Origin of the sequence: Rhodohalobacter sulfatireducens (assembly GCF_022012475.1) — a bacterium.
GTDB classification, from domain to species: Bacteria; Bacteroidota; Rhodothermia; order Balneolales; family Balneolaceae; genus Rhodohalobacter; species Rhodohalobacter sulfatireducens.
Genome location: NZ_JAKLWS010000042.1, coordinates 23,971 through 31,496, shown reverse-complemented (window position 1 = coordinate 31,496; position 7,526 = coordinate 23,971). Strand labels below are relative to the sequence as shown.

The 7,526-nt window shown below is 39.5% G+C and carries 9 protein-coding genes; 4 read left to right on the top strand and 5 right to left on the bottom strand.

The window, feature by feature from the left end; translation table 11 throughout:
- Nucleotides 1-581 precede the first annotated feature (581 nt).
- Nucleotides 582-806, bottom strand: coding sequence for a ribonuclease E inhibitor RraB (locus tag L6773_RS19425; protein ID WP_237856245.1), 225 nt, complete (start codon nt 804-806; stop codon nt 582-584).
- A 64-nt stretch (nt 807-870) separates the two neighbouring features.
- On the opposite strand from L6773_RS19425, the gene L6773_RS19420 reads away from it, so the two are divergent.
- Together L6773_RS19420 and L6773_RS19415 are read left to right on the top strand one after the other, a co-directional pair.
- On the top strand, nt 871-1,098 hold the full coding sequence (locus tag L6773_RS19420; protein ID WP_237856243.1) for an addiction module protein: 228 nt from the start codon (nt 871-873) through the stop codon (nt 1,096-1,098).
- A 2-nt stretch (nt 1,099-1,100) separates the two neighbouring features.
- Nucleotides 1,101-1,391: a type II toxin-antitoxin system RelE/ParE family toxin gene (locus L6773_RS19415; protein WP_237856240.1), complete on the top strand. Its 291-nt coding sequence runs from the start codon at nt 1,101-1,103 to the stop codon at nt 1,389-1,391.
- 375 nt (nt 1,392-1,766) lie between these two features.
- Here L6773_RS19415 and L6773_RS19410 read toward each other — a convergent pair whose 3' ends face one another.
- Together L6773_RS19410 and L6773_RS19405 are read right to left on the bottom strand one after the other, a co-directional pair.
- Nucleotides 1,767-2,099: a ribonuclease E inhibitor RraB gene (locus tag L6773_RS19410; RefSeq protein WP_237856239.1), complete on the bottom strand. Its 333-nt coding sequence runs from the start codon at nt 2,097-2,099 to the stop codon at nt 1,767-1,769.
- 288 nt (nt 2,100-2,387) lie between these two features.
- Nucleotides 2,388-3,599: a glycosyltransferase WbsX family protein gene (locus tag L6773_RS19405; RefSeq protein WP_237856238.1), complete on the bottom strand. Its 1,212-nt coding sequence runs from the start codon at nt 3,597-3,599 to the stop codon at nt 2,388-2,390.
- Between the two features lie 349 nt (nt 3,600-3,948).
- Between L6773_RS19405 and L6773_RS19400 the strand changes: the two genes are divergently transcribed.
- A complete protein-coding gene (locus L6773_RS19400) occupies nt 3,949-4,230 on the top strand; it encodes a hypothetical protein (RefSeq protein WP_237856237.1) in 282 nt (93 codons plus the stop codon).
- A gap of 4 nt (nt 4,231-4,234) precedes the next feature.
- Nucleotides 4,235-4,660 carry a very short patch repair endonuclease gene (locus L6773_RS19395; RefSeq protein WP_237856236.1) on the top strand — a complete coding sequence of 142 codons (426 nt, stop codon included), beginning with the start codon at nt 4,235-4,237 and terminating at the stop codon, nt 4,658-4,660.
- Nucleotides 4,661-4,663: 3 nt separating this feature from the next.
- On the opposite strand, the gene L6773_RS19390 is transcribed toward L6773_RS19395, so the two are convergent.
- Nucleotides 4,664-5,890 carry a type II restriction endonuclease gene (locus L6773_RS19390; protein ID WP_237856235.1) on the bottom strand — a complete coding sequence of 409 codons (1,227 nt, stop codon included), beginning with the start codon at nt 5,888-5,890 and terminating at the stop codon, nt 4,664-4,666.
- An 85-nt stretch (nt 5,891-5,975) separates the two neighbouring features.
- Nucleotides 5,976-7,259: a DNA (cytosine-5-)-methyltransferase gene (gene dcm / locus L6773_RS19385; RefSeq protein WP_304622116.1), complete on the bottom strand. Its 1,284-nt coding sequence runs from the start codon at nt 7,257-7,259 to the stop codon at nt 5,976-5,978.
- Between the last annotated feature and the right edge of the window lie 267 nt (nt 7,260-7,526).

Here is a 7,526-nt window from a genome sequence, read left to right as displayed (position 1 = left end):
TCTGAAAGAGCTAAAATAATATAGCCCGGGGTGAGCGATTGAAATGAGCGTAACCCTGGGTTAAAAAGTGGCCATAAAAGAGACCCCGAGTTGATGAATGTGAATAGGTTTAAATCGTAATCGAGGGGTTGCTGAAAAGGTTGATTTTTTTGCAATAGGAGAAGCGGAGCTTCCTGTAGGCGTTGTCGAAGGAGGTCAACTACGCTAATGCTTTGTTGACCGAGGACCTTCGCAACGAGTTAAAATAGAATTCAGACATATCTCTCGTATCACCCCAAAGTTTATGAGATACGGGCGATATCCCGATGGATTGAGAGCGGGCTTCTGCCCATGAAAAAGCCAATATTTTAACGGGTGGTCAGATTCATCAATTTTTCTCCTAATCATCTCCGTAGCTCGTCTTAAGCCTGCGGGAGTTCTTGCGGAGTTGGTAGGAGCAAACCCGGAGTTGGGATACAGGGAATTCTTTAAAAAATTCTCTTCATATCGTGTATTTTCCACCGCGTCACCCTGACGCACCCCGCCTGCCCCGACGGTTCGGGACAGGCAGGGATCCGCTGAGGAACGCTGAGGTTGTTTGTTCAACTCATCTCAATTCTGGTTTCCCATCCATCAAAAAATACCCCCATTTGTTTAGCCAAATCTTCGAAATGATAAAAAAGAGTTTCAAGATTTTCAGGGCTTGGAGAGATCTCTTTATCAGCAATGAGCAGCCAATTATTCGAAATGTCTGATTGATCACAATGTACAATCTCATACCCATCTTCCTGTAGTTTATCAGCTGTCTTGTAGAGGTTCGACTTCAATTATCTAATTTCTTCCGGTTTTCATCGTTAATAATTACATTCAGTTAAACCAAACATTTTTCATATGATTACCGATTTAAAAGAGATTGAAAGTTCAGCCCTGAATCTCAGTAAAAAAGAGAAAGCACGTCTGGCTGATAAATTATTGCAAAGCATTCATGGTAAAATTGATCCGGAAATTGAACAGGCATGGATTGATGAAGTCCAAAAAAGGAAAGAATCCCTTAAATCAGGTGAGGCTTCTCTTCATTCTGCTTCGGATGTTTTGAGTGAAGCAAGAAAACGTCTTTAATAGTGACTATTAAATTTCATTCAGAATCCAGAAAAGAATTTTTTAAAGCAGCTGAATATTACGAGGATCAAGTTGTTGGTCTTGGGGATGATTTTATTAATGAAGTTGAAAAAGTTCTGGATGTTATTGAACAGCAACCTTCTTCGGGAACTAAAATCACGAACTATGAAAGAAGGTTCTTAGTGTCTCGCTTTCCATTTGGAATTATCTATTCAGTAGCAAAAAAACATATTACCATATTTGCTGTTATGGACTTAAGGCGAAGCACGGGGTACTGGAAATCCCGAACGTAGAAGCCGTGGGTATTTTCCCCTGCGTCACTCCACGCCCTCGGCCTGCCGCGACGGTTCGGGACAGGCAGGGAATCGCAGTGGAACGCGGGGATTATTAGCTCACACCATTTCGATTCTCGTTTCCCAATCCTAAAAGAATACCATTATCTGTTGAGCCAGATCTTTAAAGTGATAAAAAACGGCTTCGATGGTATCAGGCGGTGATGTGACGGTTTACCTGCATTGAAAGCCTCATCCTATTAAGGTTTTGAACGTGGAATACACTCAAATCCTACTCAGCGTTACCCTGCGTCCTCGGCGGTTTCTTTAATTATAACCGCCCCTACGGTTCGGGACAGGCAGGGATCGCTGAGGAACGCTGAGATTATTTTTTGTTCAACTCATTTCAATTCTGGTTTCCCATCCATCAAAAAATACGCCCATTTCTTTAGCCAAATCTTCGAAATGATAAAAGAGAGTTTCAAGATTTTCAGGGCTTGGAGAGATCTCTTTTTCAGCAATGAGCAGCCAATTGTTCGAAATGTCTGATTGATCACAATGTATAATCACATAACCATCTTCCTGTAGTCTATGGGCAGTCTTGTACAGGTTCGATTCAAAATCGGAGTAGAACCAAAATGTGACCGGACGTTTCTTTTCAAGATCGCCATCAAGATGTTGCAGAATATCGAGGGCACCGTCATTTGCTTGTTTTTTCGGTGAATTCATAGCTCATACATTTGGGTTCTTTACTGTATGAACCAGAAACAGCCAAATACTTACAATAATCATTGGTTAGAGACTCACTCAGCGTCACCCTGCGCCCTCCGCGGTTTCTATAGTTTAAATCGCCCCGACGGTTCGGGACAGGCAGGGATCGCTGAGGAGCTCGGAGGTTTTATTTTCCTGCCCTGGTGTCTGTTATATGATCCACAAAAAGGAGTTCAAATTTATACGATGCAGTGCACCGTAGTCGCCAATCCAGATTTAATATCACGACCATCGGTTTCGGTCGAATCATTGTTCAGAATAGGGATTGTAATCCTCCTTGAACACCCGTTTCACAGCTTCCAGATAGCCGAATCCATATTTCATGTCGGGCAGCAGGTAACCTCCTTCAACCCATTCATTCCAGGAAAAAACAGTGATCAGCTTTGGCTGCTCCGGGTGTGCATCACTATACTCTTTGGCTTTGTACAGGAAAGCGGCAAAACTTTCGGGCGAGTTGTTGTAGTGCACCACATCCTCCTTTCCTTTTTCAGGGAAGCGGGGTGTATCATCCCAACCGATTGAGGCATTAGGGAAGTAGGGGATGGAGAGCGCTTCATCCCACTGTTTTCTGCGCTCCTTCGATTCGGTGCCCCACTGAATGTAATCCTCGGGATGCGGACCGCCCCAGTTGTATTTGGTGATGCTATTCACTCCCAGGGCCTCAATCTGCTGAACAATCTCCCCGCCGGGATCACCGAGGGCGATGAGCTGAAGATGCAAACCGGGAAAGCCTGCTTTTATAGTTTCTTCTCTGAAATAGTCAAGAGCAGCTCGTGTTTCCTCAACGCTGCCAAAACTTTCTACCAAGTTGTAGATGCTAAAGACTGAATAGACCGGCCGGCCGTCAATCTTGTAGTAGTTGGGCTGACTGAAGTACCTGTTTATGACTCTCTCCACGATGATTTTGAAATTTTCCATGTCCACGGCGCCTTCCCACATTACAGATGTGTCATCCCTGAATTTGTGTACGTTCCAGTAGTTCCTGCGTACATCGTGGTTGGCCCACATCAGGTAAAACTGCATTTTATTCCTGTTTTCGGCTTTCAGGAATCCATTGTTCAGGGAGCTTTCCAGGAACGGCCCCTCATCAAACCAGTACCAGTCAAAAATAAACACATTCACTCCGTGGTCTGTGGCGGCCTCAATCCACTTCTCCATCACCTCCGGGTCATCATCGTGTTCGTAACCCCATAAGGGAACTTTAGGCTGGTAATGGCCGTCGAACCGGGGATCTCCTTTTTTTATGACCTCCCACTCCCCGTTACCCTCAGGCCATAACATGTCGCCAAAACGGGCATCGTGGTGGGTGGACGGCCAGATGTATGCAGCTACGGTATATTCATCATCTTCGGACTTTTCACTGTTGTTTGATTCTGTAGCCGTGCAGGCGAATACGCTCATTGCAAGGATCAAACCTGCGAACCCGGTGAATACGGAATGGAAATGTAATTTTTTCATTGTATGAAATAGATGAATTCCTGGTTTCCGGCAATTTAATTGAAATTTCGTCGGGTTTCGCAGATTTCTGCAGAACTAACAGTGCCGCTTTGTGCACTCGACGGTTAAGTTTCTAAAACCGCCCCGACGGTTCGGGACAGGCTGGGATCGCAGTGGAACGCAGAGGTTGATATTCATCAGGCGCGATTCGATATTAAATGCATGCAGTCAAATGAATCTATCATCTACGCTTTAACATCTCTGCGTTCGGATATATCTTCAGCTAGGAGATATTGAGATAAGTGCCTTTGTTTCTGATTTTTTGCTGCTATATTCAGGACATACGGACTGTGAAACTGGCTTTTTTATCATGAATTACAAAGACAAGATAAGAACACTCAAAACCTATCTTTATCAGGCGGAGGATAACTACAGAGATTCTTTTAAGACAGATATTTGTTTGTTTTTTAATGATGATTTTACTGTTGAGAACCCAATGCTAATCTTTTTAAAGGAATTTGATAACAGATCAGAAATTAAAGAATGGGTGGATCTGGTAACGAGGCAAATCGTTCTGAAGTTTGATGAGGAATACGAAGAGATTGGTAATTTTATAGGTGAGTTTATTGAATTGAAAAACATAGAATCTTAATGAGATGGCAGACGTACACGAGCCGGAAACCCGCAGTTATAACATGAGCAAGATTTCAGGCAAGGATACCAAGCCTGAAATGATTGTCCGGAAATTTCTGCACACCAATGGCTTTCGATACGGTCTTCACAGAAAAGACTTACCGGGAAAGCCGGATCTGGTCATGCCTAAATACAATACAGTCATTTTTGTACATGGGTGTTTTTGGCATGCGCATGAGGATTGCAAATATTTTAAAATTCCTCAAACCCGAACAGAATGGTGGAAAGAGAAGCTTTACGGAAATAAGGAACGTGATGAAAAGCATATTCAGGAATTGGAAGATTTGGGATGGAATGTTATTGTTGTTTGGGAGTGTGAGATGAAACCGGATAAAAAGACCAAAACATTAGCTGGATTAGCCAATAACCTTCAAAATAATTTAAAATAATAATCAAGTTTTAACCTCTTTAATAAAACTCTCAAGTGTTTGAAGCTGTGGTCTAATTTTTTCAGGATATTTTTTGAAGAGAGGTTCAGGTACTACTAACTGAACACTAGATTTTTTCATTTCATTAAATTGGTTCTCTGAAACACCTTCTTGGATAGTTAACAAATGCTTTTTTTCAATTCTTTCTGCCTCATTAAGAATCTGACGCCATCTATCTTTACATGTAGTTTTTACTGCAAGCATTTTAAGATTAGAAGTCGGAAAACCTGAATTTTTATAAGCTTCTTCAGACGGAAAAAGAAAGTCTGGCTTTTTCCCTTTTTCTGATTCTGGTTGATGTGAAAAATGTACACTCTCTTTTAAATTTTCTTCCAAAAAGATTTCTTTTGTATGTAATTCCAGTGAATATCCAGAACGTGATTTTCTGCGTTGAAGAATACTCTGTGCTCTTGACAAAAATTCATCTATATTTTTAAACCCTTTTTTTATTCTTGGAAATTCTACAGCTTCTTCCAAGCTCTTAAAGACTTCAAATTCACATTCCCGTCTTTTAATTATCCTTTCATCGGGAAGTAGCTTGTAACTGGGCCTTAGTTCAACGGTCTTTTTTATTATCTCCAAACCACTGGGATAATTTTCCAGCCATCCTTTTGGAATTTCATCCTTATCTAGCCAACAAGATTTTTTTGTAAGGTCTTTCTCATAATCAGTCACCAGAGTTTTTGCACAATCAAATTCTTCATCATACCATATTTGCCATTGCCCCGGATCAATTGGTCCAACCCAATCTTCAACTATTCGCTCTTCTAACTCATCACTGCAAATCCAAACTCTGCAAACTTCAGTTTGACATTTATTGTCCAATAAAAAGGCAAAAACAACAAGAGCTCCTGTGTTATCAGGATCAAGTAAAGCAGAATTAGAACCTCCGAAATTAGTCAAACGAGCTTCATTCCTTGTCCCTCCATGAAATTTATTGTTGTACCAAATTGCCCGTACTTCATTTTGGTCATTATGGGAATCAATGAATAAATCGAACCATATATCTGGATTTTTCTCATTTTTATTTTTAAGAGATGGAAATACGCCTAGTAGTACTTTTTTAGGTACATATGGACCTGCTTGATGAGAACCATTTGCGAGTGTATCATTTCCTGAAAGTCGCTTTATGTAGCATATGTACCCCGGAGTTTTAACATCATCAATCCAACTAATTAATTTAGGCTTCATTGAATTTTCTCATTGTTATGCAGTTTCTTTTTCATAGACTACTTTATTATTGTATTTAGAAGTCATCATTTAAATAATAATTCCATTAACCACTTTTAGATAAATATTCATTCTTGCCATCATCAGTGGTTCCTGAAAACATAAATAATTGCCCTTTCTGTTTCTTCTCTTCCAGAATAAAAGGCTTTATAAATTTGGCAATCTCTTCCACAACAGGTACGGCCACTGCATTACCAAATTGTTTATAAGCTTGGGTATCTGAAACAGGTATTTCAAATCCATTTTCTCCGGTTCTATCAAATCCCATCAATCGAGAACATTCACGAGGTGTTAATCTTCGAGGGTTTTTTCCTTCTTGTTTAAGCAAAATTTCGGATCCGTCTTTATAGTATCTAGCAGACAAGGTTCTGGTAGTATCTTCGGGACCTACCAATCCAAAACCAAAACCATTTCCCTTTTTTCTGTGCTTTTCAGCATAATCTTGGAGGTAATTCCAGAGTTTGTCACTTAAAGTGTATTTAGGATTAACTTTGGCTTTTTCACCAATTGTAAAAGGTAATTCTTCCTCTTCGCTTCCATCTTGGGGATGTAAAATTGATTTAAGTTTAGGACCGGAATTCACATCAGGTATATCTAATTCTGAAAAATCAAATCCTAAATCAGTTCTGAATCCAGCAATAAAAATTCTTTCTCTATGTTGTGGAAGAAAAGATTTTGCATCAATTATTCGGGTATCAAAGAAATAATCCAGTTCTTGAAGTGTGTCTTTAATCACCTGAAAAGTTTTCCCCTTGTCATGACTTACAAGATTTTTAACATTCTCCAATAAAATGGCAGACGGTTTATGATGCTTGAGAATTCTTGCAATATCAAAAAATAAAGTACCTTGCGTCTTGTCTTCAAAACCATGTGGATTTCCAAGGGAGTTTTTCTTTGAAACGCCTGCAATAGAGAAAGGTTGACAAGGAAATCCAGCAAGCAAAACATCGTGTTCAGGTATATCTTTCTCTGATATTTTTGTTATGTCCCCTGCAATATCATGGTCCATTTCAAAATTAGCAGCATAGGTTTGCCGGGCATATTTATTCCACTCACTTGTAAACACACATTTTCCACCAACACTTTCAAAACCTTTCCTCATTCCTCCAATTCCTGCAAATAAATCAATGAAAGTAAATTCTGTTTTGCCATTGGCTTTAAAAGAAATACCATTCTCAGCTATTCGAGATAATTCATCTAGGATTGGCTTCTTGGGTTTAATTTTTCCATTCTCCCATCTGTATACATGTCTTTTACTATAGTTAGTAAGCTCTGCAACTTCTTCGATTGATAATCCTGCTTTTTCTCTGAGAGTATTAAATTTTTCCATGATCTGGGACTTTTTTTGACATTTTGTCCCAAATATAAACATAATTCTTACATATCAAAGAAGAGTTTTTAAAAAAACTATAAAAGACCTGAAATACTTTTTATTTTCTTTAAAAATAATGCATATCTGTCTTTTTAAGTAACGAAATTTTACAGTAATGATGCGGGAAAAAACCAAGTATATAATTTTCTTATAGTCAAATTAATGCAGATGTTTTGCAAAAAATCTTTAAATAGGTTTTTATAGGTATGCCTGCAATTAATTCTA